36 protein-coding genes are annotated in these 25761 nt (G+C 33.0%); 7 read left to right on the plus strand and 29 right to left on the minus strand.

All coding sequences use genetic code 11. From position 1 onward, the window contains the following. Nucleotides 1-341 precede the first annotated feature (341 nt). The 8 genes from PGC35_RS21050 to norA all read right to left on the minus strand — a co-directional run bounded on the left by PGC35_RS21050 (nt 342) and on the right by norA (nt 7219). Nucleotides 342-1919 (minus strand): DUF4179 domain-containing protein, encoded by a 1578-nt coding sequence (locus PGC35_RS21050; RefSeq protein ID WP_375220572.1) that lies wholly within the window; start codon nt 1917-1919, stop codon nt 342-344. Further along, entirely contained in the window at nt 1897-2463 is a 567-nt protein-coding gene (locus PGC35_RS21055; protein WP_375220573.1) for an RNA polymerase sigma factor, read from the minus strand. Before PGC35_RS21055 ends, PGC35_RS21050 begins: the two co-directional genes overlap by 23 nt. Before the next feature lie 225 nt (nt 2464-2688). Further along, the gene (locus tag PGC35_RS21060; RefSeq protein WP_375220574.1) at nt 2689-3036 is read right to left on the minus strand and encodes a hypothetical protein; all 348 of its coding nucleotides are present in this window, start codon (nt 3034-3036) and stop codon (nt 2689-2691) included. A gap of 164 nt (nt 3037-3200) precedes the next feature. Beyond that, nucleotides 3201-3707, minus strand: a complete 507-nt coding sequence (locus PGC35_RS21065; protein ID WP_375220575.1) for an NUDIX hydrolase — start codon at nt 3705-3707, stop codon at nt 3201-3203. Between the two features lie 344 nt (nt 3708-4051). After that, nucleotides 4052-4492 (minus strand): NUDIX hydrolase, encoded by a 441-nt coding sequence (locus PGC35_RS21070; RefSeq protein WP_056830033.1) that lies wholly within the window; start codon nt 4490-4492, stop codon nt 4052-4054. A gap of 106 nt (nt 4493-4598) precedes the next feature. After that, entirely contained in the window at nt 4599-4961 is a 363-nt protein-coding gene (locus tag PGC35_RS21075; protein ID WP_375220576.1) for a DUF5412 family protein, read from the minus strand. A 253-nt stretch (nt 4962-5214) separates the two neighbouring features. Then, entirely contained in the window at nt 5215-5685 is a 471-nt protein-coding gene (locus tag PGC35_RS21080; protein ID WP_375220577.1) for a DinB family protein, read from the minus strand. A gap of 328 nt (nt 5686-6013) precedes the next feature. Beyond that, entirely contained in the window at nt 6014-7219 is a 1206-nt protein-coding gene (norA, locus tag PGC35_RS21085) for a multidrug efflux MFS transporter NorA (RefSeq protein ID WP_375220578.1), read from the minus strand. A gap of 119 nt (nt 7220-7338) precedes the next feature. Between norA and PGC35_RS21090 the strand changes: the two genes are divergently transcribed. Continuing rightward, nucleotides 7339-8172, plus strand: a complete 834-nt coding sequence (locus PGC35_RS21090; protein ID WP_375220579.1) for a MerR family transcriptional regulator — start codon at nt 7339-7341, stop codon at nt 8170-8172. 120 nt (nt 8173-8292) lie between these two features. Here the strand turns inward: PGC35_RS21090 and PGC35_RS21095 are convergent, their stop codons facing one another. The 6 genes from PGC35_RS21095 to PGC35_RS21120 all read right to left on the minus strand — a co-directional run bounded on the left by PGC35_RS21095 (nt 8293) and on the right by PGC35_RS21120 (nt 12542). Beyond that, on the minus strand, nt 8293-8865 hold the full coding sequence (locus PGC35_RS21095) for a GNAT family N-acetyltransferase (RefSeq protein WP_375220614.1): 573 nt from the start codon (nt 8863-8865) through the stop codon (nt 8293-8295). A 57-nt stretch (nt 8866-8922) separates the two neighbouring features. Continuing rightward, nucleotides 8923-9372: a GNAT family N-acetyltransferase gene (locus tag PGC35_RS21100; protein ID WP_375220580.1), complete on the minus strand. Its 450-nt coding sequence runs from the start codon at nt 9370-9372 to the stop codon at nt 8923-8925. Between the two features lie 150 nt (nt 9373-9522). After that, nucleotides 9523-10023: a nucleoside deaminase gene (locus PGC35_RS21105; protein ID WP_375220581.1), complete on the minus strand. Its 501-nt coding sequence runs from the start codon at nt 10021-10023 to the stop codon at nt 9523-9525. A 463-nt stretch (nt 10024-10486) separates the two neighbouring features. Further along, on the minus strand, nt 10487-11707 hold the full coding sequence (locus PGC35_RS21110; protein WP_375220582.1) for an FtsW/RodA/SpoVE family cell cycle protein: 1221 nt from the start codon (nt 11705-11707) through the stop codon (nt 10487-10489). Beyond that, complete coding sequence (locus PGC35_RS21115; protein WP_375220583.1) at nt 11683-12072, minus strand: helix-turn-helix transcriptional regulator; 390 nt, start codon at nt 12070-12072, stop codon at nt 11683-11685. Before PGC35_RS21115 ends, PGC35_RS21110 begins: the two co-directional genes overlap by 25 nt. Next, nucleotides 12063-12542 carry a sigma-70 family RNA polymerase sigma factor gene (locus tag PGC35_RS21120; protein ID WP_375220615.1) on the minus strand — a complete coding sequence of 160 codons (480 nt, stop codon included), beginning with the start codon at nt 12540-12542 and terminating at the stop codon, nt 12063-12065. Before PGC35_RS21120 ends, PGC35_RS21115 begins: the two co-directional genes overlap by 10 nt. Nucleotides 12543-12816: 274 nt before the next feature. On the opposite strand from PGC35_RS21120, the gene PGC35_RS21125 reads away from it, so the two are divergent. The 3 genes from PGC35_RS21125 to PGC35_RS21135 all read left to right on the plus strand — a co-directional run bounded on the left by PGC35_RS21125 (nt 12817) and on the right by PGC35_RS21135 (nt 13739). Then, nucleotides 12817-13041 (plus strand): hypothetical protein, encoded by a 225-nt coding sequence (locus PGC35_RS21125; RefSeq protein ID WP_375220584.1) that lies wholly within the window; start codon nt 12817-12819, stop codon nt 13039-13041. Between the two features lie 180 nt (nt 13042-13221). Beyond that, complete coding sequence (locus PGC35_RS21130; protein WP_053589373.1) at nt 13222-13425, plus strand: hypothetical protein; 204 nt, start codon at nt 13222-13224, stop codon at nt 13423-13425. Nucleotides 13426-13445: 20 nt separating this feature from the next. Next, nucleotides 13446-13739: a spore coat protein gene (locus PGC35_RS21135; protein ID WP_053589372.1), complete on the plus strand. Its 294-nt coding sequence runs from the start codon at nt 13446-13448 to the stop codon at nt 13737-13739. 204 nt (nt 13740-13943) lie between these two features. Here the strand turns inward: PGC35_RS21135 and PGC35_RS21140 are convergent, their stop codons facing one another. Together PGC35_RS21140 and PGC35_RS21145 are read right to left on the minus strand one after the other, a co-directional pair. Beyond that, a complete protein-coding gene (locus tag PGC35_RS21140; protein ID WP_053589371.1) occupies nt 13944-14165 on the minus strand; it encodes a helix-turn-helix domain-containing protein in 222 nt (73 codons plus the stop codon). 10 nt (nt 14166-14175) lie between these two features. Further along, a complete protein-coding gene (locus tag PGC35_RS21145) occupies nt 14176-14658 on the minus strand; it encodes a DUF2975 domain-containing protein (protein WP_275786594.1) in 483 nt (160 codons plus the stop codon). 288 nt (nt 14659-14946) lie between these two features. On the opposite strand from PGC35_RS21145, the gene PGC35_RS21150 reads away from it, so the two are divergent. Then, nucleotides 14947-15399, plus strand: coding sequence for an AraC family transcriptional regulator (locus tag PGC35_RS21150; RefSeq protein WP_375220585.1), 453 nt, complete (start codon nt 14947-14949; stop codon nt 15397-15399). A 187-nt stretch (nt 15400-15586) separates the two neighbouring features. Then, on the plus strand, nt 15587-15964 hold the full coding sequence (locus tag PGC35_RS21155; protein WP_056830055.1) for an SET domain-containing protein: 378 nt from the start codon (nt 15587-15589) through the stop codon (nt 15962-15964). A 216-nt stretch (nt 15965-16180) separates the two neighbouring features. On the opposite strand, the gene PGC35_RS21160 is transcribed toward PGC35_RS21155, so the two are convergent. Then, nucleotides 16181-16576, minus strand: coding sequence for a DUF3139 domain-containing protein (locus tag PGC35_RS21160; protein WP_375220586.1), 396 nt, complete (start codon nt 16574-16576; stop codon nt 16181-16183). A gap of 134 nt (nt 16577-16710) precedes the next feature. Continuing rightward, on the minus strand, nt 16711-17115 hold the full coding sequence (locus PGC35_RS21165; RefSeq protein WP_275786587.1) for a hypothetical protein: 405 nt from the start codon (nt 17113-17115) through the stop codon (nt 16711-16713). 127 nt (nt 17116-17242) lie between these two features. Here PGC35_RS21165 and PGC35_RS21170 point away from each other — a divergent pair, with 127 nt between their 5' ends. Continuing rightward, nucleotides 17243-17659 carry a DUF3888 domain-containing protein gene (locus PGC35_RS21170; protein WP_375220587.1) on the plus strand — a complete coding sequence of 139 codons (417 nt, stop codon included), beginning with the start codon at nt 17243-17245 and terminating at the stop codon, nt 17657-17659. A 90-nt stretch (nt 17660-17749) separates the two neighbouring features. Here PGC35_RS21170 and PGC35_RS21175 read toward each other — a convergent pair whose 3' ends face one another. The 11 genes from PGC35_RS21175 to PGC35_RS21225 all read right to left on the minus strand — a co-directional run bounded on the left by PGC35_RS21175 (nt 17750) and on the right by PGC35_RS21225 (nt 25696). Further along, entirely contained in the window at nt 17750-18487 is a 738-nt protein-coding gene (locus PGC35_RS21175; RefSeq protein ID WP_375220588.1) for a hypothetical protein, read from the minus strand. 203 nt (nt 18488-18690) lie between these two features. Continuing rightward, nucleotides 18691-19113, minus strand: coding sequence for a hypothetical protein (locus PGC35_RS21180; protein ID WP_375220589.1), 423 nt, complete (start codon nt 19111-19113; stop codon nt 18691-18693). 161 nt (nt 19114-19274) lie between these two features. After that, nucleotides 19275-19793 (minus strand): NUDIX domain-containing protein, encoded by a 519-nt coding sequence (locus PGC35_RS21185; RefSeq protein ID WP_375220590.1) that lies wholly within the window; start codon nt 19791-19793, stop codon nt 19275-19277. Between the two features lie 497 nt (nt 19794-20290). Further along, the gene (locus PGC35_RS21190; RefSeq protein WP_375220591.1) at nt 20291-21031 is read right to left on the minus strand and encodes an alpha/beta hydrolase; all 741 of its coding nucleotides are present in this window, start codon (nt 21029-21031) and stop codon (nt 20291-20293) included. 277 nt (nt 21032-21308) lie between these two features. Further along, the gene (locus PGC35_RS21195) at nt 21309-21497 is read right to left on the minus strand and encodes a hypothetical protein (protein ID WP_056830063.1); all 189 of its coding nucleotides are present in this window, start codon (nt 21495-21497) and stop codon (nt 21309-21311) included. 632 nt (nt 21498-22129) lie between these two features. Then, on the minus strand, nt 22130-22897 hold the full coding sequence (locus PGC35_RS21200; protein ID WP_056830065.1) for an ABC transporter permease: 768 nt from the start codon (nt 22895-22897) through the stop codon (nt 22130-22132). 5 nt (nt 22898-22902) lie between these two features. Then, entirely contained in the window at nt 22903-23820 is a 918-nt protein-coding gene (locus PGC35_RS21205; protein WP_375220592.1) for an ABC transporter ATP-binding protein, read from the minus strand. Between the two features lie 13 nt (nt 23821-23833). Beyond that, a complete protein-coding gene (locus PGC35_RS21210) occupies nt 23834-24148 on the minus strand; it encodes a DUF1048 domain-containing protein (protein WP_056830069.1) in 315 nt (104 codons plus the stop codon). Further along, on the minus strand, nt 24141-24470 hold the full coding sequence (locus PGC35_RS21215; RefSeq protein WP_053589360.1) for a PadR family transcriptional regulator: 330 nt from the start codon (nt 24468-24470) through the stop codon (nt 24141-24143). Before PGC35_RS21215 ends, PGC35_RS21210 begins: the two co-directional genes overlap by 8 nt. A 254-nt stretch (nt 24471-24724) precedes the next feature. Beyond that, nucleotides 24725-25015, minus strand: coding sequence for an RNA polymerase alpha subunit C-terminal domain-containing protein (locus tag PGC35_RS21220; protein WP_375220593.1), 291 nt, complete (start codon nt 25013-25015; stop codon nt 24725-24727). A gap of 297 nt (nt 25016-25312) precedes the next feature. Continuing rightward, on the minus strand, nt 25313-25696 hold the full coding sequence (locus tag PGC35_RS21225) for a VOC family protein (protein WP_375220594.1): 384 nt from the start codon (nt 25694-25696) through the stop codon (nt 25313-25315). Between the last annotated feature and the right edge of the window lie 65 nt (nt 25697-25761).

Below are 25761 nucleotides of genomic sequence, written 5' to 3' on the forward strand. Positions count from 1 at the left end.
CCCAAGTAGATTGTCAAAGGCTCTTTTCACTTTGACGATCTACTTGGGAATGTGGAACACTCCATGAATGGTGGTTGTGCAGAAAAAACTTAATCTTTTTGTGTCCAGAATCTTGACGTAGATCCATTCATTTATTATTTCTTATTACTTATATTTCCGTTCAATAAGAAAAAGAGTTGCCGAAGCAACCCCCAAGACTTTAAACTAAAGTGCCCTGTTAATTGAAGAAGATTGTAGTAATTATTGTTTGCAATCCCGCATATAAAAAAGCGACTACTTTATACAAAATTTGTTGACGAAGAGACTTTCTTCTTTTTTTTCTATCCTATAGGCTTATTATTTTATTCATACAACGGAACTCTCCATTTTTCCTCTAGCTCATTATAGCTAGTTGCAGTAAGCAAATGTAAAGACATTTCCTCTGGGATTTCATCTAAACCATTAGTTTTGAAATAGATGGATCGCATGTTACTTTCTTTTCCCTTTGTTGTAGTTTCATTATCAATTCTAAAAGACTTTCCAGTATCGTCCCTCAACACCCATATACCAAGTTCCGCTGCACCACTTTCTTTGTTCACCTCCATTTCAATTTCAAAAAAAGTCGGATCACTTGTATTAGCTGCACTCTGTAATTCTGCCTTTTTTATTGTTACTTGATTTTCCATATATTTAAATGAAACAGGTTTTTCCTTTATTTTATTTGGATTGAACTTAATAGAAAAATCAGTGGGAACTACTTTATAGACACCATCCAATACAAAAGTGAGTTTACTGTCAAATTTATCTGGTACAAAAGCTTCCTTCCAAGCTGCATGACCAAATTTTCCTTTTCCTCGTGCAGAACTAATGATTAGTTTATCGTCCATTGGTTCCTCCTGAGTAAAAGGTGAAAATTTCAGAATAACTTTCTTTTCTTCATTTTCTATATGATATTTAATAGATGTTCCAAAAGTAGCGAACTCAGTTACGTCAAATCCAAACTGTTCATTTAAAGATTGAAAATTTCCCTCTACTTTTACTTGCTCTGATGATTCATAAGAAGTTTCATACAACAATGTATTTGAAGTGGGAGCGTACTGTATTTCCTTTAGATTAATTGCTACTCCATTAATATTTTGGGTAGCATTATTTAGAATTACATTTTTAGTTTTATCACTGCTATCTGTTAATTCAACTGGTATCTCTAACTCCCAGTTTCCCTGTTTGCCGTTTAACTCGACAAGATGAAAATTGATAGTTACTTTTTCCAATCCAGGTTCATCACTAATAAAAACTTGAAAAGAATTATAATCTAACCCTCTATCCATTCTGTAACCCATGGAGTAGGTGTACTCACCATTATAACCATTAACTGAAATTCGGTTACCTTTATTTGATTCATTTATGTTTGGTCTTTCTGCTACACCATCTTCATTAATAACTTGTAAAGATAATGCCACTCGTGATGAATCTACAATTATATCTTCTACTTTAAATGTAAGATCCTGATCTGATACTTCCAAATTAACCCTTTCGCTCAACCCTTCATCTGATGCCATCTTTAGTCCTTCATCTACCTGTTTTGTACTAAACATGCCTTCTATAAACTGAGCAAAGCTAGGGCTTAATGTAGCAGTCAAACCTAAAGCTAACACAATGCTAGCTGCTAATAGAAATATACGATTCCAGATTTGTTTTTTTCTTCGTACATCTTTCTGTTTGTATGGTTCCAGTTGTTCCAAAACAAGTGATGCAAAATCATCCGGTAATGTTGGTGATTGTAAATTTTCTTTTAAAAATTGTTGTTCCTCTTTAAAGAGTTGAACAATACTTGTACATGTATCACAAGTGTTTATATGTGTAAGTATTTGAGAATGTTCTTGTTGTGTTAGTAGGTTATCAGCGTACTGGGAAAGTTTATCTACCTTCGGACAGTTCATAAAAATAGCCTCCTTCCCGATTTACCGTTTCTCTCATTTTTTTCTTTGCTCGATGAAGTTTATTACGAACCCCTGAAAGTGGTACTTCAACCAGTTCACTTATTTCTTCATAGCTTAATTCATTTACATATCGTAATAGAATAATCATTCTTTCATCCGCTGGAAGAGTTGAGATCAATCGTTCTAACTGTCTACTTTTTTCCTTTTTCAATAAAATAACTTCTGGATGAATAGAATCTACAACTCTTTCTTCGTCTATTTCTACTTGTTTCATTTGGTAGCTTTTCTTTCTGAATTCATCCATACAATGGTTTATAGTCACCCGGTAAATCCAACTCGAAAAAGAACCCTTATTATCATACTTCCCAAGCTGGTGATATACTTTAATAAATGATTCTTGAACCAAGTCTTGAGCAATTTGCGGATTTTTGGTCATCCGTAAAATAGTCGCATATAGCAAATTTTTGTATTTATTTATAATGTGAGTATAAGCCTGCTTGTTGCCAGTTAATACTTCTTGAATCCACTGCAGCTCTTCTTCCATATGAACCTCCTTGTAAAACGATTATGAGCATATCTCGTTTCTTTCTCTCTTCACTAATAACGAGTTATATAGTTAAATAATTTCATGTTCTTGTAAAATTTTCAAAAAAAGCTGAAATCGATAGGTTGAATTCCTAAAAAAAAATCGTTCATTTAATGTGAACGATCTTTTTTCTCATCTTTAACTAGGCAACCGTTAGTTGAACAAGATTGGCAACTTATCAGCTTATAAACTATTCAATTCCTCAAACCAATTAAGAAGCCATTCTTGTGGCAAGGCAACTTGAGATAAGTCTAATGTTTGCAATACTTTATCTGAATATGTATTGATTAAATATAAATCCCATTGACATTCTATATCTCGTGCAACACCTAATGCTAATTCATCTTTATCATTCAAATCATCAGCATCATGCTCATCGTCTTCAAAAGCCATTGTAAGGTTATCACACCACTTTGCAAACTCGTATTGTGAGAACTTATTTTCTCTTTTACAAATGTTATTTAACAATTCCTTTAAGTTATCAAAAGTATAAGGGAGGTTAATTGAGGTCTCATTCCAATTCCAATTCATAGAATAATCACCAATTTTTTTTACTACCTATTTTATCATAATTATTCAACTAACTTACCCAGGTAGTCCAAAAGAAAAAGAGTTGCCTAAACAATCCACTATCCTCAACTAAAGCACCCGTTAGTTTAAGTGTTTGTTTCACAAACATCCTCATTTTATTGATTTTATTTTATGATGAATAAATCTGGATGTTCTTTTAACAATTTTGAAAGAAATAATAGTTGAGGAAAAGGTATTAAAAATAAATCTCTGTTTATATTTCCTTTTAATATCACTTTTCCATTTTGTTTAATAAAATCATTTAAAGTAATTTTATTGTTACAGATAAAATGAACATCTTCTGGAGTTAGTAGTAGAAGTCCATTAGTTTCTGAAGAGGGATTTGGTTCATTTTCAGAGTAGGAAAGATACATTATTGATAAAGATTCCTGCTCATTTCCTTTAACTAAAATTGGAGCTATTTCCTCGCCTAACCGTATTATGGAAGCCTTTTTTCCCCACTCACTCATATGATAAGTTATTGGAGAATTTATTGGAGTTATTTTCATTGAAGCCTCTTCAAAAACTTCACGCCTAGCTGTCTCTAATGCGGTTTCTTCAAATTCTTTATGCCCACCAAGTCTAACTACTCCAAGGTTATCTGCCTCTTCTGTAGGACCAACCTGAAACATAAACAGCCCCCGATATAAAACGTAAGCACCCGACGTTTTTACATTTTGATTAATATTAATGTCACTGACTCCCCTAAAATAATTTAATGTTTATTAATTAATAAGACTCCTAATCCTCAATGTTTATATTCTATTCTCGTTTTTTATTTCCTCTTTCACTAACCTGCTGCGTTAGTTTAAGTGTAACATTTCACAATGAAACACCGAGATCTACTTGTTATTTTGAACGTAAAAATAGACCATCTTATGATGGTCTTGTTTAACTAAAGCACCCGTTAGCTCAATAACAATGGCCTTATTCCTTTTGAAGTAAAGCTCCCGCTAGTTAAATAAGAGAATGCCAACTACAAAACAACTGTTTCATTAGTGCTTACTAATTTATCCGCAAGTTTTATATTTTCCTTTAAATAAATAGGTATAGTTGAATTCTCAAGAATTTGCTTGGTTGTCATCCAAAAAACACTGTCAACTTCATCAGGACTCTTAGCAAAGGCTTCTCCAGATTCGTGGTCACATAGAAAGACGATATCTACAACACTTATTCCCGCGTCTGTAACAAAGGAAGAACTATTAACATATCTAAGATTTGAAACCTCTACTCCAATTTCTTCAGCAATTTCCCTCTTAAGTGTTCTTTCTAAAACATCTGTTGAGTTTCCTTCGTTTTCTACCTTACCACCAACAAGAGATAGTGAACCTCCTGCGTGTTCTTCTTTTTCGCTACGTTTTATTAAGAGCCATTTTTCATTTTTGTATATTGCACCTTCAACATTTACGATAAACATATTCTTACCTCCAAAAAAGAATCTTATGGTTATTTTCTACACAACAAAAGAATTCTCCTGTATTAATTGTTCAGTTATTACCCCAACTGCATTACGTTACCGTTCCTTACTCATTTCTAAAGTCGTATGAATCATCAATAGCGATTTCTATACCATTCACAAAAATCTTTTCATTATTTATCCATCGAACATCTTTTACACTCGGAGCTACTAGAAAAATATTCTTTTTAAGATCCGAAGTAGAATCTTCATACACCCCTAAATATGTTACGTCGTTATGGAATATGAGCCCTCCGTTAAAATAAACAGTTATACTTTTCTCTCCATCTGGTGAAATATAAATACCTTCTTTATTTTCCTCATTAACATGAATAGTATTTAGTTTAGGGTTTAATAACTGAAACATAAATATTATGCCTAACAAAATAGTGACTGAAAAAAACGAAAGTAATAGTTTTAACTTACTCATTTTTATTAATCCTCTCATTGAAATTATTCAAAGTAGTAATTCTATACAAATAATTCATTGATAAAGTAACTAGCATTCAATAAGTTCAAATTTCTTTCAATTAAGCAATGCTCATTGAAATAACCAATTTATGTCTCACTCCCTTAACCAACTCCCAATATATAAAAAGACAGCATGACGCTGTCATTAGAGACTATTTTTATGTGGTTAGGAATTTAAAATTGGATTCACGAAACAAAATGTTTTCGATAGGTTAACGATGCGATGGCCAGGACCCTTGCATTTTTCGAATTTGAATAATTTGACCAGTATGATAAGCGTCGTGAAGAAATATGTCCAGTAGTTTTCCTTCAAGGGAATATTGGTCAAGCTCTTCAACAGAAGTTTTACTCAATATCTTTCTTAAATTACGTTGTGCGGTTTCAGCACGTTCAACGACTTTCTTCCATTCATTGTCTTCAATTGATTGTTCGGTGAGATAGAAATTCTCGTCACCACTGAGGTTATGTGTCCATTCTCGACCTTCCAAGTTTGCTACAAGTCTCTCTTTATAATAAATGAGATGATTAAGGTTTTCCCAGATGGTTTTCGTTACCTCTCCAGTTGGTCTCCAGCTAGCTTGTTCTGCCGTTATTCCTTCAATCGCATGTTTGAGCGGAGCATACCAACTCTCCTTATCAAATGTTGAATCTAGCACGTTTATTAGCAAGTCAATTCGATTCAAATTAATCTCCTCCTTGAGTAGTTGCCGTAAATACTGCTGATTTAATTTGAGTTTTAGAATCCAAAAAGTTAGTCAATAAGCAACTGGATTTTTGTGCTTTAATAATTATTAATAACCCTCAACACAACATATTAACCAATCACCTATTCCTTACATTAGCCACACTAATTCTGTCGATGGTCATATTTAAATTACCATCTTCAACTAATCTACCGCTTGGTTCTATAAGTTCAACACAAATAGAGGCTTTCCCTTCTTGGATCAACACAAAGTTAGTAATCTGCGTACTTATTAATCTATTGGATTCCATAATTTGCTGCTTCTGAATTTAAATTACCTTTTTCTCTAAATCGAGGATATTAATTTCCCCTTCTTTTGAATCATTTGCACTTTTCCAGAACAATGTTAGAACTATCCCGAGAGCTAGTATTACAGTCGCAAAATAGTAAGGATAGTTAATATTTATATCAAATAACATCCCCCCTAAAATTGGACCACAAATGTTCGCTAAACTTGTAAACATAGAGTTCATTCCACCAACGAAACCTTGTTCATTCCCTGCGATATTCGAAAGATATGAAGTAACAGCTGGTCTAAATAAATCGAAACCTACAAAAACAATAAATGTAACAAGTAAAATGGAAAAATAGGAATGAACTACAGTCATTAAAAAGACAAGTAAGGCTGATAATATTAAGCTGTAACGAATCAGTTTAATTTCTCCCCAAATTCTTGTTAGTCTATCAAATAATATGACTTGAGATGCTGCACCAAAAATTGCACCACCTGTGATAACAATTGCGATATCCGATGGTTTAAATTGAAATTTGTGGTCCACAAATAAACTAAAGAATGATTCAAAAGCTGCTAATCCAAACGAGGCAATAAAAATTAAAATAAATGCTAAGAAATATTTTGGTGCAATTATACGTTTGAAGCCCTTCTTACCTTCTAATACTTGTTCATTACTTTCTTTTGTACGATTTGGCTCAGATAATAAAATTATAGAGAGTATAGCAGCAATTGTACCAAGTGCTCCTGCAAAGAAGAACGGTATCCGTGTTCCAAATTCCGCCAAAAATCCACCAATACCTGGGCCAATAATAAATCCTGTACTAATTGCAGCTGACATATAACCGAGTGCCTTTGGGCGAGTATCCAAATTTGTAATATCAGCAATAAAAGCCGTAACAGCTGGCATTATAAATGCAGCACCAATACCACCTAAAATACGAGAAATAAATAACACTTCGATTTCTTTACCGAGACCGAATAAAAATTCGGAGATGCCGAAAATAAACAAACCAATTACAATCATAATTTTCCTACCCAATTTATCTACTGCTTTCCCTGCAAATGGTGAAACAATTAATTGAGCAATTGCAAACGCCGCTGTTAAATAACCAATTGTTGTTCCAATTATACCTAATTCATTCATCAGCGTAGGTAAGACTGGAATTACTAAACCAATTCCCAAAAAGGCGATAAATAAATTCATTAATAATAATCCTAAGGTAACTTTATGTGTTTTCATTTTCTATATTCTCCTTAACATACGAATTGCTGTAAACTAACTTGTATGGTTTCATTTGTTTACAATTTTTATCCTAGTGTATATAGTAACTATATAGTCAAGGGTGGTGTTGTAAAAAAATGAATAAAAAGAATGGAAAATATTTAACTACAGGTGAATTTGCAAAGCTTTGTAAAGTAAACAAACAGACACTCTTTTATTACGATCAAATCGGTCTTTTTTCTCCGGTATTGAAAAGCGAAAAAGGATATCGATATTATTCAATTCGCCAATTAGAACTATTCTTTGTTATTGATTTATTAAAGGATCTTGGTATGTCGCTAATTGAAATTCAACATTACATGCAAAATAAAACACCTGAAAGTTTTTTATCCTTAATGTATCAAAAAAAGGAAGAGATAGTAAAAAAGCGTCAGGAGATTGAGACGAAGGAAAAAATTATCGAGGCAAAAATCGCATTAATGGAAGAAGCAGCAAACATAGATTTTCATCAAATTACACTAGAACAATTACCTGATGTAACACTTTATATAAGCAGAAATATTGAAAATATAACTGATGAAGAATTTGTAGAGGTTTTTTCAGATTTTATTAATGAATTGAACGAATCACATCTTGATACAGGATATCCAATAGGCAGTATAACGAAACGAGAGCATGTATTAAAGGGAGAATTTACTAATTATAGCTATTTATATATTGAACAACCAAATCCACAGGAAGGACATCCTTATTTTCGAACTGTTAAGGGTGATTTTCTCATTGGATATCATATTGGGGATGAGAAAACAATACATAAAACATATAAGCTACTTTTTTCAGAGATGGAAGCTTTAAATTTAACCTTAGGAGATTATATTTTTGAAGAGTACATTTATGATACAGTCGTAAAAAATCATAAAGAACATTTCGTCACCAAAATTATGATAAAAGTCGATAAGATAGAGAATTAATTGTATCTTTAAATAACCTCTCATAAAACTTCGTAAATGAATTTGAGAAATTGATACACATTATATTCCATATGTAAACAAAAAAGCCAACTTAATGTTGGCTTTACTCGTTATATTAACTTAGTGACTATTTATATTTTTCCATTCTTCTTTGGTAAGAGTGTAATGATAATGCGTTTGGTCTTCAATTTCAATATCTCCATTAAAACGAAAACCGCATTTTTGACTAACTTTACTTGAGCTTACATTGCGAGGCAGAACAACTGTATTAAGTTGTTCTACATCTGTATTCTCAAACAAATATGTAATCAATCCTTTTACTGCTTTCGTTATGTATCCACGATTTCTGTATTGTTTTGAAATAGCATAAGCTATTTCTCGGTTTGGTTCTTTTAGTTCTTCTTTAATACCTGTATTGCAGAAACCTATAAATTCGCCAGTTTCTTTTAAAACAATTCCCAATTTCAAATAATTTTGACTACCTATATTAGGTACAGCTAACAAAAACTCCTTATTAGATGGTATTTCATAATTTGAAACCCAGTTCAATCGTTGTTCCCTTGTAGAACGCCAATCAGGCAAAAACTCATACACTTCAGGTTGTGAGGTAATTTCATAAATGCTTTCTACATCTTCAATTCTAAACTCTCTCAGATATATTTCACCACAGTCAATTGTAAATAAATTGTTCATTTCCATCCCCTATCTTCCCCCCTCTCCTAAAATTCATTAAGCACCCAATTACACCATTTATTTGGATATCCATTCATATTGAATATCTGGTAAATTTTCTTCATTTTCGTGTCCTCTACCTATGATTTCAAATCCATGTTTTTCATAAAATCGTTGTGCATTTACATTTACTTCAAATGTGTATAATGTTAATCTTCCACTTGATTGTGCTTTTACTCGATCTAGTAATGTATGACCTATGCCGATTCCTTGATAATCTATGTGAATATATAGTTGGCTTATTTCCCTTTCATTATAGGAAATCATTCCAACTACTTTTTCATCAATTATCGCTATATCTACTTGATACTGTTCGTATAATATATGATTTAAAAAATACACGTGATTTTCAAAACTATGAATTTCTTTCTGATTAACAGCCTGTTCCTTACTATCTCGCCACATATCCACTGTCTGCTTATCGTATTTCGGGGTATATTGAGTAATTATTATTTTGTTTTGGTTCATTAAAATACCACCTCAAGTCTATTTAATTATGTTATTTTCCTGTTAGCTATTCGATGCATATTAACTGGTGCAAGTTTTATAGCTTTATAAAATTCATTCCTAGTTTCTTTCACAAACCAGCGCAAATAGTTGAGTAAGTTTTTTCTATTTTTATGCATTTCGTAAGTTTATAACATTATTTGGATTAACTGACCATTCAATCATAAGCTCTTTTTGCCTATACTTTAAGTCTTCATATGGTTGTTCAATCATTTCTACTACACTAAACCTTTCATCGAAGACCTTAGATTCTTTTATTTTTCTATAGCCACCAAATCCTAAATCGTCATTTAGTATCCAAACTACTCTTTTTATATTTGCAGATAAAATCCCACCCGTACACATAGGACAAGGCTCTAACGAAGTGTATATGGTGAATTTCTCTCTTTTTATTTTTGCGTTAAATATTGCTTGTCCCGTATTTCTTATAGCATCAATTTCCGCGTGGGCAGTTGCATCTTGTGCTGGATGTACTCTATTACGTCCTCTAGAAATTAAGTTAAAGTTTTCATCAACAATTACTGCTCCTACTGGGTATGTATTTTCCATTAATGCTTGCTCTGCCTCTTCCAACGCCATTTCTAAAAAAAACCTATCTATATCAGTATTCATAAATTTCCCCTAACTCAACTATTGGATTTGTGTAATTTTTATTCTTCAACAATAGTGCACTTTTGGTTTTTGGAGAATTTGGATGAAATTCAAACTTCCAACCAATAATTCATTATCATAAGCTTTAAAAGTACATAAATTATTGTTGTTTAAGCCACTAAAAAAATAATGACATGTGAAATCATCATCCCACCCAAATCGACAATAACTCTTTGATAACCTCAATATAGAATTTTTAAACTTTATATCACAATCACTTCTAAACATTGCGTCACCTACATTAATAATTCTATACAGTTATTAAACTAACCTGCCTCTTTAGTTCATAAAATAAAAAATTCAAATTCTCAATTGATACAAGAAACAATAAAAGATGGAATGAAAGTTCAATTTCACACCATCTTCTCTCTTCTGAAAGTACTTATTTTCAACAGCTTTCAAACTATTTAACCAAAGCCTTATTTTATATGACATATGATTTACGACGCCACACACTAAGTCCGAATCCAGTCATCATTGCCGCAATAATGGTTGGCATTAAGCCATAACTAATAAAAGGTAATGATATCTCCATTATCGGCAAAATACCGAAAGTCATGCCAATATTCACGACAACTTGTGTGGCAAATAGAGTCACATTGCCAGTTAGTAAATAGCGACCAAATGGATCACGAATCTTTTGAATCATCACGAGTAAACGAATGATACAGAAGAATAATAAAACAGCGATGAATAAAGCGAGTCCAAACCCGTAAGAACGAATAATCCCAGCAAAAACAAAATCTGTTTGTAATTCTGGTATTCCTTCAAATGGAATAGCACCAAACCATTTCGCCTCACTGTTTAAATGCTGCAGACGTATATAGAGATAGCCAAAGCCCTCTGCATAATTGGTCGGATTGATAAACCCATAAATCCTCGCTAACTGATATTCCATAGCATTCACTAACATAAAAGCAATAAACGAACCACCAACTAAAGCACTTGTCACTATGGTAATCATTTTCGTTTTGATTGTATGTTTACTACATAAGAAAATGATCATGAACATTATTGTATGTAATATGAATGCGATTAAATGTGGTTGCAACATAAATAATAGAGAAATGAAAGCAAATACCGCGAACCCACCGAATAATGAACGTTTTTCCGCAAAGTGGCCAGCCCAGCCCATGACAAGTATCGGTAACGTCCATAAACTATCTATACTAAAAGCACCTAATTTCAGCTCTGGTATGCCATTTATATGATACGTTGGAAAATACACAAGTAATAACAACAACACGATAGACGCTACGAAAAACCATTTTGAATGCTTTGCGATTTTTAGGTAATCATATTGGTAAAGAACAACGACTAATCCTACACCAAGAAGAATGGTAAAAACCTTTTTTGGATACGCTTGTACTTCAAGTGGTAAAAAGCCACATAATAATAATACACAAAATGCAGCAATGAGCATCCAATCTAATTTAGGCTTATGAATTTTATTCATTGATTCACCAAGAGCGATAGGACTTCCCATGTCTTGAATCGCTTTTATCATCGCTTCCTCTTTAGAAAGCCCACGCTCCATATGTTTTTTTTGCGCTAGTGTTAAATGTTGTGTTAATTCCTCCGCCACATTAGCTTTAGCCTCTTTGGATCGAATAAGCTTTGTTACTTGCTGAATAAAGCGTTCCATTTAACACCTCCGATTGGTTTTTCCGTCAATGCGAGCTGCTTTTGTCCTTTTCTCGTAAGGATATATACCTTCTCGCCATTCTTCCAAAAGCCATTAATGAGTTCGGCATTTTCTAATTCATGTAAGCATCGGTACAGTAACCCTTCATTTTGAAAAATGGTTTGCTCACCGCGCATATGCAGTAATTCTACCAGCTCGAATCCTGACTTTTCGGTTTTCGTGAGTCCAAGTAATGCACATTTTATGTCCTCGACAGAAACGAGCTGTTGAATTTTTTTATGAACAGCTCTCTGTTCACTTTCACCAAATTGCACTTCTTGGAATGTATGCTTTTGCATCGCCTGTTTTAAATTCTTTAAATCCACTCACTCACCTCCAACTGCTCTTTTAAAAATTGCTTCGCTTTACGGATTCTTGTTTTGACCGTATTTTCATTAATCGATAACACGCATGCTATTTCCTTGCTCGTATAACTTTCAAAGTAAAATAAATAAATCACTTCACGATACATGATGGGTAATTCCATCACCATTTTCGCGAGTCTTTCTTGCTCGTCTTGCTGAATAACCTGTTGTTCCACATCACTGCTTGCCTTCATGTCGACCCCAACATCCACCGTCACAAGAATATTCTTGTTATACCAGCTCTTTAAGTAGTCTTTGCAATGATTAATAGCAATCCGCCACATCCATGTTTTCAGCTTGGATTTCCCTTTATATGTGGGATATGCCTCGTAGCATTTCACAAAGATTTCCTGTGTTAAATCCTGTGCGAGTGCCTTGTCCTTTACATAGGTATACACAAGCTGTAATAAGTCTTGACCATAGAGCATCATGTCATCAATTGGGATATGTATAGATTCTATTGATAGTGATACATCATTCACTTTTTTCCCTCCTTTACAATGATTAGACGATTATTAAATGGAAATAGTTTGCACAAAAAATAAGTATCAACAAACACTTGCTATTTAAAATCCTTTTATATAAATACACTCTAAATTAAGTGCATTTCTACACAACAGTTGATTAGTAATGTAAAAATTAAGGTACACATCGAATTATTATCCGTTTTTGTTACATGCTATTAAGAAATTAAGGGGTGAAAAAATGAAAAAAGATGAGTTTTTAAAGATGGAAACAGCTGAAGCAAATATTGAATTGGATGAAATAAAGAATAAGGACAATAAAATTACCTCCAAAAAGGGAGCTAGCTCTACAACTGAGGTGAACATTGCCATCCAAGAAGATTTCTATGATGATAGCCATGAGGAAGTACTCTTAACATACATGCACAGTAACACTCCAGTTATTAAAATCACTGGGAAAGATTAAACAATTAAAAACTAGTTACATGTAATAAGTACTGTTGAAATGTTTCGGTTTGCACCAATTTCACAACTAATTAAAACAAATTTATAAACGAGTTAATCAAAAGATATTCTTATAAAGGATAAAATAGCTCCATACAAACAATACTAACTTTACATTAATGTGTTTGGGAGATGAAACAAGATGACCGTCCTAACAATGAAAGAATTGGCATTTATTGAAGATGAAATCCGTTCAGAAGTGATAATCGCAAAAACGATGAACTGGTGTGCAACACAATGCAAAGACCAAGAGCTAAGTAAAACACTGGAGGAGATGGCAGAAAAACACCAGTTAAAAATTGCCGACCTTTCCCAATATTTTAACCGAACTAACAATATTCAATAACTGCAAAAGGTGGGGTTCAAATGCCAAATAATATTGCGGAACGCGGTTTAACAGACCGTGAAATACTTCAGCTTTGTCTAGAACTGGAGAAAGGACGCTGCCGAAGCATCAGCAATACCATGTTAGAGACTGCACATCAGCAGCTACGGGAAATTTATGAACAATGTTTTGAAAATGCGAGCTCAAACCATTATCAGCTTTTTGAGATCTTGAGTAAGAATGGCTGGTATAAGACCGAGCTTGCTTCTACGGAGCAGGTTGGCAATGTACAGGAACTTATGCAAAATAACCTGCATCCAGATGACCAGTTGTAGAAAATACCTAAAAGCGTACAATTAAATGTACGCTTTACTTTTGTCAAAAAGAGGTGCTAATGCTAATAGCAAAATTCAATGCCACATTATTAGAAATTTAGAATCATGCATGAATTTAATGAATGGATTGGACTAAACCCTCCTTTAGTCTAATAAGAAAAAGAGTTGCCGAAGCAACTCTTCCTCAATGTATAAATTACTGTATTATTCTTGAGCGTCTTCCTCACCAAGGTATTCCAAAAGATCTCCAGGCTGACATTCTAAAGCCTTACATATTGCCTCTAAAGTTGATAATCGAATCGCTTTTGCCTTTCCATTTTTCAATATAGAAAGGTTAGCCATTGTTATTCCAACCCTCTCTGAAAGTTCTGTTACGCTCATTTTCCTTTTGGCCAGCATCACATCAATATTGATTATAATTGGCATGTTATTCACCTCAGACTGTTAAATCATTTTCAGATTTTATATTAATAGCTTCTTGTAATAGCCTTTGAAGAACGGCAGCAAAGACTGCAATTACAATTGAAGCAAAAATTATGACCATTCCAATTAGTATGATTCCTGGAGCGTCGTCTCTCTCAGCCACGAGATAGAAGAGTGGCATGCCTACTGCAAATATAGTACTGATTGCAATTGCACAGTATTTTATATTCTTTAGAGCACTTACAGATAATTCCGAGAAAGCTTTATTCTTGTCAATATAGCTTAAAAGTTTAAAAGCTTGATACAGAGCAAAGTAAAAGGGTATTGCAGCTGCATACAAATCGATAAAAACAAGATATTTCAAATAAGCTATATCTGGATACAATTCTGCTGCAAAATTTGCTATCTCAGGTACCAAAAATATGCATAGAGCTAGAATAGGTATACCCATAAGAATAACAGCTATCTTTAAAAAGAGTGTTGATCCACTTTTCATAAAAAGCACCTCACTTATTTATTTTCATTTTGATTTTATCATAGCTTTTATCGTTTTACAATAAAGTATTATTGATACTAATTATTTTTTTATTGATTTGTAAACATCTCCTTAATTTTAGACACGATATATAACATACCTCCATGTACAAGTTATAGTTGAAGAATGAAATTATTATTTTAAAATATATCCAAAAATCTTAAAGAAGTAATATGTATATATTTTTTAAGCATGCTACATTCGATATGTAGCAAACAAAAAATAAATGTAGAAAGGTTGAAAGAACTTATGAAGTTAAAAGTAGAAACACTTCCCAACTATCGCATCGCTTATATGCGACGAATTGGTCAATACGGTCCTGCAAATATGGAAGTAATGGAGAAGTTAAAAAAATGGGCAACGGAGAAAAATCTTCTTGAGACTGCAATTCTTCTTGCAATTCCGCAAGATAACCCTGAAACAACTCTTCCGGAAGATTGTAGATTTGATGCTTGTATTGTGATTTCAAAGGATTATCAACTAGATGATTCAATTAGCGAAGGTGAACTTTCTGGTGGAAAATACCTTATTTACGAAGTGAAACATACAGCAGACGAAATTCAAAAAGCATATACCGATATTTTTCATACTCTAACAAATAATAATGAATACGAAATTGAAAACAAACCTATTTTGGAAAGATACACGGCTGAGATGATCAATAGCTCTTATTGCGAAATATGTGTACCTGTAAAAATATGATATTTTATCATATATAGAAGAACAAGTGGATTATAGCTCCTACTTCTAATTCTTCTTTCATAAATCTGCCCAGTAAGTTGAATTAATTCTCCAAATAAAGGCGTTGAAAAAACAAAAAAAGAGGTACAAAGAACAAATTAATGTTAAAGTTAGAAAGTAAATTTTAAAAGTGAGTAGGAGAACAAACATGATAGAGGTAAAAACATCTCCAATAAGTGATGGAGAATTCAACAGAGGAGTATTTGCTACATGTGATATAAAAAAAGGAATGTTATTACATGAAGCACCTGTTATTTCATATCCAAACGAGCAGCATCAATTCATTGAACAAACCTTACTCGCGGATTACGCTTTTGAGTATGGGACAAATAAATCTGCTATCCTTTTAGGTTATGGAATGTTGTTTAACCATTCTTATGAACCTAATGCAACATATGAGATTAATTTTGAAAATCAAACATTTGATTTCTATGCTTATAAAGATATTAAAGCAGGTGAAGAAGTTCTAATCAATTATAATGGCGACGTTGATGACAAAGAACAATTGTGGTTTGATCAGGAATAAAAAGACATAGCCATTCTTGACGATTTCCCTTCCGAATTTACAAATTTTCAATACAAAAAGAAGCCATTTTGAAAGAAGTATATTCAAAATGGCTTCTTTTAATTTTTTAATTAATATTCTGTTTTATAAAAAAGTTCCAACACATATTGTGTTCCTTCTTACCCACTAGTTCGTACTTTCTATTCCAGATAACTTTTTTTATTCGCATTTGCTTCATTATTCTATTATATATTTATCAATTTCATTAATAGGATTATAATGTTTTAATTCAGATTTATCAATATTCATCTTTATCGCCTCATCTGTGAGAATATATTTAATTTGTATAACACCATCATGTGCATAATAAATATATTTTACATAAGATTCATCTTCAAAAACTACAACAGCATAGTATTTCGGCAATTTAAATCCGTAAAAACCTTCAACAGATTTTATTTCTGTTCTGTCATAACCTTTCTCTTCCAATAGAAAACAAGTCACCCTCTTTTCATACATTTTTTTATTGTTTTCTATTTTTAGATTTGCTACAAAGAAAGTTCCAAAGATAACTACAAGAAAAATGATTAAAATTAGTACTTTCTTACTCAAAATATTACCATTTTTAAACATAAAAACTCCTCTTGTCTTTTACCATTATTATTTTCTTCTTCAATCTACCCGCCAATATTTTCAATAAGAAAAATGAGTTGCCTATGCAAACCTGACCTATGATCAATTACTAATGCATCAGTTAGTGAAAGAAGCTATTGTCTTTTTAAAATATACCTTTGAGGAGGCCCGTATGCCTGTTCACCTTGATAGTATGCTAATTTATTTGGTATGCAAGAAATAATAAACGGCAGTCCTGACCAGATTAAATCCTCTAAAGCTTTTATTAGTGGCAATTCTTCTCCGTCAATATCACTGTCTGCCGAAGTCATTACATAGCACATATTTCCAGCCCCTTGTTTTTTCAACAGCTTCTCCATTTCTTCAGGATCTGAATTCGGTTTTGGAATTTCAAACATTAATTCTGTACGAATGAAATCGTTTCGTCTTCCAAAAGCTTCGTAGCGTTTTTGTGGTGAAGAAAGTTCGAATAGAACTCTCTGCTGAATTCTTTTTACGAAAAAAGTTTTAACAATTATTTCTTCAATTTCTTTATTCATCTAACCTCTCCCATTTTTTATTTAACGATAAATACTCACCCGTTAGTTTCAATAAGTTCATATTTTATTCAGAAAAGGTAACAATACAATTAATGAGATAAAGTTGTAAAGAGGAGTGTGGAAGAAAATGAAAAAGATGTTTATCGTTTTAATATTATCCTTTGTTCTTATTATTTCTTTTCAAAAAACAATCGTTTCATCAGCTAAACCAACTCAGGACTCCGAAGAGCTTAGGTTACAGGATATGCTTATGAACATGCTTACTCCTTATATTGAAAAAGATTTGAATAACTATTATTATCCGAAGATTTCAAAGGATTTTTCACCTGCGGTTACTCCATGGAAAATTGAAGTGATTGAAACAAGAAGAGTGAATGGTTTCCGTGGCTTTCTATTGGAAATTACAATTGAAATTGAGCCTACCGATGGTGGACACTGGGTTCCAATAGGGAAGGACCGAATGACCTATGAAATTCCTTCTGGACCTAGGGTTAAATTGATCCATCATACACACCTAAAGACGTATGAATTACCCCCCGAATAATAAATAAGCTTCCACTAAAATGCTTCCTTTGTTTTTTAACGAAAGCACCCCGTTAGTTTGACAAGAAAACACCTATCCTCAATTCAAAGATTAGTTCTCTGATATTAATCGTACAAATTCTGCATTACTCGGCAGAGAGTCCGATTCAGGAACTTCATTATAAGAATAATTTTTAAAACCCCCAACTATTTCTAGTTGACCATCCTCAGGTAAAGTCTCTAATTTATCGCCCAATGATTTTCTTAAATCTTCATTGTTTGTAATTTCAAAAAAGATACTTCCTTTTTCAAATTGCCATAATGTGTGTGGCATGGTCTCTAAATTCTCTTTGACTATAAAGGAATACTCTCTTTCACCACTCACATCATGTATGATGGAGCCTTTAACTTTAAATTCACCAGTGAAATTTATAGAGTAACCTGTTGCGTCATTAATTGACTCACTCTTTACATCTGAAACGATTAAATCGGCGATTTGGTTACCCGTTTTTACTTGATCAGGAGAAAAGATACTCAAAGCATCGGCGATGGTACGATTACCCGATTTGGAGAATCCTAGTACATTCTGATAACGATTAATTATTTCTTTTTGCTTTTCATTGTCGATCTTTAATGAAGTTATTTCACTAGTTAATTGTTCTTTTTTTCTAGATGCTTCCAAGCTAGCTATTTTCAAATCTAATTCTAATCCCTCTTTAACTACTGATAACTTTGCATTTTCTTGCTTTAATTGTTCATTTTCTTGTTTTAAATCATACCCAGACCCGTTATTAGAACATCCACTCATGATCATTATAGAGATTATGATCATCGTATAAAAATAGCTCACAGACACCCTCCCAGTTTTAACTACTCGTAATTTTTCATTATCAAATCGTATAACTCGTTAGTTCCATAAAAAAGTATCAGTTCCAACTTTAAGTAAAGTATGCCTTAAAACACCTTCACTTTGTTCAAATAATTTACATATATTAACTTATTCAACACCATCCACACATAAACCTTCTTATTCCACTAACCTGCCCCGTTAGCTCAATAAGAAATAGGGCTTTTTAAGTGACTAAACTCGAAGTCTTCCTTCATTTCAACCAAATAAAAATAATCCTCTTTAATAACAATAGAGATAATAGTATCTCCTTTTGTAAAAAAGTGGACGTGCCCCATTTGTTCTTTTTCCAACTCTTCCCAACCCCAATTTTTAATTTCTTCAAAATATTCATTTGGTGGATAAAGTCCTTGTTCTCCCCCAAAATTCTCTAAACTATATTTTTCGCCTTTTTTAATATTAGGATTATCAAATTGTGCTTTACTTGATTCCGCATTTGCTGGAACAGGAATATCTTCATTTATTTCTGCTATTTTATAACTGCCACTTTCAGCAGGGGAAGATGAACAACTGACCAACCACAATAACAATAGGCATATTGTAAATAATCCAACTTTTGTTAAGTTCATAGAATCCCTCCTCAAGATAATATATAAATTGAGTTTCTTGATTAAACTAACCTGCCCATTCAGTTGAAGAATAAAAAAGGCTTTACTCCTTCTGGAAGTAAAGCACCCCTTAGCACATTAAGCGATCTTATACAGAATATTCGCTTCACTGTTTCTGAAATCTATAAGCTTAATATATTTTTGAGTTTCTTTAAAACAAAGATTTCACGTTTTACCCAACCGTTCTTTTCAATATCAAAGCTATTAATAATTTTTTCATTTTGCTCAATTGCATCATGAAGGGAAACCCATTCTGGTCTAAACTCCTGTGCGGACTCATATTTATCCAATTGTTGAGCAATTCTTTTATCATTTATTAATTCACAAAGGTAGTAGTGTGAAGTCATTTGGAATAAAGCGTTATTGTCAAATTCGTCTAATTTCCTTTCAATAACTGAACCCAGCTTGTCTTTAATAATACAGTTAATATACCCAGTTTCTTCTGCCACTTCACGGATAAGACACTCCGAATGGCTTTCATCACCTTCAACCCCGCCGCCAGGACATTTATAATCCCCTTTATTCGAATGAACTAAAAGGATTTTATTTTTATGAAATATAATAGCTCTTATAGCTTCTCTGTAATTTACCTTAATATCCCCTTGAACGTGTTGTACTTCTATCACCTTATTAAAAATCATTATCCCTCCTAGGTGTTTCTATTCTTTATACTTGTACTTCAATAAAATAATCAATTAATCCTTTAATTACTTAGAACATTTATTTAAAATTCAATATTCTTCTTTCACTAACTTGCCCCGTTAGTTTAAGTGCATTTTTTCACAATCTTCATCATAGTATAATATCCAAAAAAACGCCTCTATAAAAAACTATAGTGATCTGACCCTATAAAGTTTGATCAAAAATACCAAAAACCAATATTTTACGATAAATAAAAAGTATCCATTTTGATAATAGATTGATCAAAATGGATACTTATCTAACAGATTTAAGTTCCGGTTATATTAAAAAGTTTGATTCTTTTCTATCTGTGTTGCTCCACAATTGGGCTCGATTGTAGAAGAAAATAAGGTACTTTTATACAAGAGCCACTCATTCTAAATACCGTTAGTTGAATAAGGAAACAGCAATACTCCTTTCTGAAGTAAAACTAATGTTAGTTGAAGATTTATTAAAATTACCAAGTTAAATCATTTAAGAATGTAAGAATATCTTTGTTCACGTCGTTAATGTCCGTTCCTAAGGTCATTAAATGTTTAGAGTTCGGATACCCCTTCATTGTTTTTCGATTCGTCGCAACGCTTTGAAAAATTACCTCTGCACTCTCTTTATACAATGGTTCATCTAATTCACCATATAATATACGAATTGGCGAGTTTAATAGTGCTAATTTATTCATCGTTAGATCAATTAGCTGTTGGAATTCATTTAATGAATCGATAGACATATTTTGAAGATGTTTCATTTCTAAATTTATTTGTTCTTCATTTTTCCCTTCAAGTTGTTTATATCCTTTTGCATAATGAAAGACACGCTTTTGTAGAAAAGTAGCTTCCCGATGTATTGGCACTGACATAGTCACAATACCATTTATCTCCAACTCTTGACCAACTTTTAATGCAAACACACCACCAAGAGAAAGACCAATCACAGCTATTTTTTCAAAACCTTCATCCTTCAACAACTGGTAACCGTTTAGTACATCTTGCCACCAATCTGACGGTCTATATGTGAGAAGTTCTTCAGGTGTTAAACCATGCCCACTGTATAATGGTGCATAGCAAGAATAATTGTTCTCTTGCAAATACTTCGCTAACTTTTTCATATCATTCGTATTGCTTGTAAACGAATGTAATAGTAAAACGGCTTTCTCTCCACCTTTATAGAAAAAAGGCTTAGGGGGTACTAGTTTCATCATTATTTTGAATACCTCACTAATATATTCTTAGACTTTAATTAAATAGCTGAACTTCGAATTTTTATAATTCCTTTAAAGTATAACATCCATTCGTTATTAACTAACCTGCTGCGTTAGTTTAAGTGTACATTTCACATATGTTCATCGAAATATACTTGATATTTATCATAAAATTAGAACATATAATAATGTTCTTCTTTAACTAAAGCACCCGTTTGTTTAAGAACATTTCTTCAAAAAATGAACTACTTCCCTCTAAAACTATTCCCAAAAACTTCTAAATTTTACTAAACCACCAACCAATTAGAAAAATACTCGCTACCCCCCAAGCTGTGGTTCCCACTATCCAGCAAACTATGGATTCGGTAGTTGAACTTTTCTTACTTTCCATATTTCTTTTGATAAAAACGAGAACAACAAATCCGATTATGATGAAACCAACAGTTACCCAAAGTAATAAATCCATTTTCTATCCCTCTTTTTTTGTGAATTACTTTCCTATCCTGCTACGTAATTTAAGTAAATCCATTCGCTATTTCTATTATATTTTAAACATAAATATCCAATTACCTTCTTTAACTGAGTTAGACGTTTGATATGAACGATTGTTTCAGTCTTTATTGAACTAACCTGCTGCTTTAGTTGAATAAGAAAAAGAGCTGTATAAACAGCTCAATACGGTTAATCGATATGACAATGCTGCATTTAAATACTCTTATACTACAACTTTAAATTCATAAAGGGGTACTAGTGATTACTCATTCTTTTTTACCCTCACTTTATAATCTTCATTAATATTCTTCCTAAAAAAATTAAGAGCCTTATGTTAGGCTCTATCTTATCGTAGTTAATACATAGGAAAGTATTAAAGCTGGCATTATGAAATCGGAATTCCTCTATTTAGTGTTGTTTGAAAGTATGGAGCATTTTAAAATCGAATTAGAAAAGTATATTATTTCAAAAACTATTAAACGGCCATAGCCCTATGGAAAATAGAACTAAAGCCGGTTAGATCACTTTTATTATTTCCACTATATTTTTTGCTGTTTCGATACTAAATATTTATAATAGCAACGACTAATTTGCAGCAATGACACTTTAGACTCTTCCATAAACCTTTAATCCAAAAATATATGAAATCAATATTATTAACACCATCCAACCGAACGACAGCCAAAGATCATTCCCAACAGCCTGCGAGTCTAATAGATTTCTAATGGTCTGAATAATCGGTGTCATTGGTTGATTTTCCGCAAATATTCGAACTACCTTTGGCATTCCTTCGACAGGTACAAATGCAGAACTGACAAACAGTAGCATCAATAAGATATAAGAAAAAGAACTAGCTCCTTCTATACTTCCCGCAGCTAAACCAAAAGGAACTGAAATCCATGTTAATGCAAGAGAAAAAAGAACAATCAACAACGCTACAAGTAACCATTCTAAAAATGTTGCATCACTTCTAAATCCAGCTATAAATCCTACTATCAAAACAACTAGAATTGAAACTATCATAAAGATAACTGACGCAACCACCTGACCACCTAATACGGATGACTTTGCGATAGGCATTGACTTAAATCGATCGAACATCCCTGATGTTTTATCCAAATTAATTCGTAACGAAGTGTAAGCAGAGCCAGTGGCAATCGTCATTAATAAGATTCCAGGAAGGATATAGTTAATATACTCATCCTCGGTTACGCCTGGAATTTGGATGGCTCCACCAAATATAAAAACCATACCCAATAACATCATAACAGGCATCGCAACAACGGTAATAAGCGTGTCGACACTACGTATATTATGTTTAATGATCCGATTTGCAAGCGTTAATGTGTCACTTAAATTTTGAAAAACATTCATAATTTTCATCCTTTCGTAAGTGTCATAAATACATCATCAAGAGTTGGAGTAATCATTTTGAACATCTTGAGTTCAATTTTTTCAGTTGTTAGGGTATTCAATACGTTCAAGGTCGTTTTGATTTCTTCATCTAAATCTATGGAAATCTCACAATCTGCTCTTTTGATAGGAGAATAAGATACCAAAAGTTTTAAAGCCCTTTCAGTATCTTGAAGATTATTAAATACAAGAAGTAATTTATCTGCTCCTGCCAAACGTTTCATTTCATCTGGAGTGCCATTGGCAACAATTTCACCTTCACGTAAAAAACCGATTTGGTCAGCCAAATAGTCTGCTTCCTCTAAATATTGAGTCGTTAATAAAATGGTTTTCCCTTGGGATTTCATTTCTTTAATCGTATTCCAAAGCTCCTGCCTGCTTTTCAGGTCCAATCCAGTAGTAGGTTCATCCAGAAAAATGATTTCTGGATCCCCAACTAAACTCATGGCTAAGTCAAGACGGCGACGCATTCCTCCTGAATAAGTAGAGACAGCTTTATCTTTCGCTTCTGTCAGATCAAATTTATCTAACAGACCCTCGGCGACCTTTCTCGGATTGAGTTTATGTCGCAATTTTGCAATTAGGTGCAGATTTTCATATCCAGTAAGCACGCCGTCAACAGTGGTATTTTGCGAACTAAAACTAAATAGCTTTTGTGCTGCCACCGGATTGTCACCAACATCAATATCTTTAATTGTTACCTTTCCACCATCGCTATTTAATAGTCCTGTAACAATTTTTAATAGGGTGCTTTTCCCGGCTCCATTTGCCCCTAATAAGGCATAAATCGAGCCAGCCTTAACCGTAATATTGACATTTCTTAAAACTTCATTCCCTTTATAACTCTTTTTAGTATTTTTGATTTCTAGGACGATTGTACTCATGACTATCTCTCCTTTATTTCATAGAATCCCTTAATTTTTTTCTCATTTTGTCCATCCATGTTTCTTCTGGAAATTCTGCTAATAAGGAGTCCGCAAATTCAGCGATATCATTTCCGACTACATCTCGCACACTTAAGCCATCCGTAACACTGTTCTCGAACATCTCTAAAATATTGCGTAAAAGCTCTAGCATGCTTCCTCCCTTTGCAAAATTCCACATATAACTTTCAATAGCTTTCATCGCTTTTCTGTATTCTTCCGGTAATTCATTTACTCTTTTTTGGTATGCACGAAATTCTCGTTTTTCTTGGATCATCTTCTTAAACATTTCTTTGCTCCTTTATTTCATTCATTTTTTCCTCTAAGAATATCCAACGTTGCCAAAACTCCTTTAATTCTTCCTCCCCTTTAGCATTTAGCTTGTAGAATTTTCTCGCAGGTCCAAGTTCAGATTTCTTCTTCTCAATCTCTACGAGCCCTTTTTTCTCAATTCGAACAAGAATGGTATAGACAGTTCCTTCCACAATATCCTCAAAACCCAAATCATTTAGGTACTTTGTTATTTCATAGCCATAGGTTTCTCCAGCATGAATCTTTTGAAGCACCACTCCTTCAAGAACACCTTTAAGCATTTCAGTTAAATCCTTCATATATCCTCCTAACACTCTACTTAGTAATACTGAGTACTACTATATAGTATTACAAAGTAGTTGATTGTGTCAAACCCATTTTTATTTTTATTTACTTCTTTTATGAATCCTTGGTAGAAAAGAGGATGAAGAACTATTGAAACAAAAAGACTGGACCCATATTGGATCCAGCCTAAGTTAAGATTACTATTATTTTTGTTGCTCAACTGAAGCACCCGTTTGTTAAGTAAAGTACGTCACGTATTTTAAATTATTTATTCTTTAAATGATAACCCTTCTACTTCTAATGAAGTTCTCATAATAGGTAAGGAAGCTGGTCCAATACCATGAATTTTTAAAATTTCTTTTTCAGTGTACTTGGATAGTTCTTGCAAAGTGTCAATCCCTTCGTGAACCAATGCATTTCTTGCAGGTGAACTAAGTTTCGAAAGGAAGCCACTTTTAGGCTTATTCTCTTTATCACAGGTTGGGCAACTTGGACATTCACTACTTTTGTAATACTTATGTCCCTTTTCACAAACCCTTAAACTTTTTTCTACTGTCAAAATTATTCCTCCAAACAAATTTTGTAACAAATTTTAACATATTATTTTTCGTATATTAGTTATACAATCTCGACAAAAACTATGCATGTCCCTAATTTAAGTGAAGTCATTCACAATGTTACATTTCTATTGTAGTATGATAACATTGTCATTTATTTTTAAACTTTAAACATGTATAACCCTGTCCCAAAATTAGGACAGGGTTAGCATAAAAATGTTTAATTTTGATATAAAACATCAACGTACTTAAAACTTACCAATAAAGTCGTTCAGAATATAGATTATTTCGTCATAAAGTTACTGCTGAATTATCTGAATAAGGTTGCCGCATGTATCGTCGAAGACAGCTATTGTGAATTCGCCCATTTTTGTCGGCTCCATAGTAAACTTCACGCCACTTTCCATTAATCGTTTGTACTCTGCGTGAATATCTGCAACGCCAAACATTGTAACTGGGATGCCTTCAGCGAATAACTTCTTTTGATACTCTTTTGCGGCTGGATGGTTATTCGGTTCAAGTAAAAGCTCGGTACCTTTTTGATCCTCGGAAGAAACAAGCGTTATCCACCTAAATTCTCCTGTGGGAACGTCATGCTTTTTTACAAATCCCAGTATTTCTGAATAAAATGCTAGTGCCTTATCTTGGTCTTCTACGAATATACTGGTAACAATGATTTTCATAATGTTTTTGCCTCCTTTGATAGTTGCGACGTATGGGACTCTGCTAACAATCTGGCAACAAGCAG

The sequence above is a fragment of the Psychrobacillus sp. PGGUH221 genome (genome assembly GCF_042055255.1).
Lineage (GTDB): Bacteria > Bacillota > Bacilli > Bacillales_A > Planococcaceae > Psychrobacillus.